Here is a 1,365-nt window from a genome sequence, read left to right on the forward strand (position 1 = left end):
CGTCGACTGCGGTCAGGCCGCTGATCTTGGCCAACGCAACCGCGTCGGCCATCTTCACGTTCATCCGCGTCGTGCCCGCCGCCGCGGCCTCAAGCAACCACGCCTTCGCGCCCGCGCCAATGCGCAGGAACTCCGCCTCCGCAGCGCTGCGGGCCTTGACCGCGTAGTCGCCCGGGACTCTCTCGCGGTGGTCGGGGAAGTGCGCGTCATCGATCGACGGGCTGCCCGGCCGAGCCCGCGGGTGCCGGGCAACCTCGACGGGCCCGTCGGCGCCGTGGTGCACGACGATGACCTGCTCGCCCTCGCCGACCCCGTGGCTGCGGACGAAGACCCGCGCGCCGAGCAGATGCGCGGGAACCGAGTACTGGCCGTTCTCGAACGTCACCATCGGGGTGTTGTCCGGGACGCTCCGTGAGAGGCCGAAGGAGACGGTGTGGGCGGTGTCGGGGATCCGGTGCAGCCGCGGCTGTTCCTCCTCGAGCATCGCGGCGGGCTTGCGCCGCGTGACCCGGTGCTCACGGTTGTTGACCTCGTCCATGAACGCCTCACAGGCCGCTTCAACCTCCGCGAACGACGCGTATTCCGGGCGCAGGTTGGTGTCCCGGGGCACGATGTCGGCCTTGGCGACCTTGACTGAGGACTCCGATCCGCCCTTCGTCGCCGGGTCCGCCGGCTGGCAGGTCAACACGGTGATGCCGTAGTGGCGGGCGAAGTCCACGGTCTGCTGGTTGCGCACCGGGACGCCGGCGATGTGGGAAACGGTGACCGTTTTCTCGTTGTCCGTGAGGACATAGGTCGGAGCTCCTCCAAGAATGCGGAGCGTGCGATCAAGGGCAGCGAACACGGTCGGGGCCGTCCGATCCCGGAGGGCGATCACGACCCGGAACCTCGACCAGGCCAGCCAGGCGACGAACAACACCGTTTTGCGGCCGTTGATGACGGGGCCATCGCCGAAGTCATACTGCAACCACATCCCCGGCTCCGTGATCCAGGGCCGGTGCACCCGGACCCGACCAAACCGGTAGGCCGTCCGGACCTGCGATACCGCCCGCCGGGTCGAACGCTCAGACCCCGTGTAACCGAGGGCGAGGAGCTTGTCGTGGGCCCGGTCGGCGCGGATCTTGCCCTTAGACGCCTCGACCCATTCCTCAATCTTGGGCAGGAACGGGTCCGTGACCCGGCCCCGATACGCCGGCTCCGCGATCGGCTTGCCCGCATCGCGGGCCTCGACGTGGCGGGCAACGGTGTGGTGCGAGCAGCCGGTGAGCTCGGCTGTGGCGCGCAACGATCTGGTCAGATCGTAGGCAGCAAGTATTTCCATGATTTCTCCGTCATGCTTCATTCAGGGCCTCTTCCTGGGCGACT

Annotated in this window: 1 protein-coding gene; it reads right to left on the reverse strand. The window is 68.2% G+C overall.

What is annotated here, in order from left to right; translation table 11 throughout:
- The coding region (gene istA, locus E3T37_RS07470) for an IS21 family transposase (RefSeq protein ID WP_241994548.1) at positions 1-1,342 on the reverse strand (1,342 nt) is incomplete at its 3' end.
- Positions 1,343-1,365: the final 23 nt, after the last annotated feature.

The organism is Cryobacterium sp. TMT2-10 (assembly GCF_004403075.1).
Classification (GTDB): Bacteria; Actinomycetota; Actinomycetes; order Actinomycetales; family Microbacteriaceae; genus Cryobacterium; species Cryobacterium shii.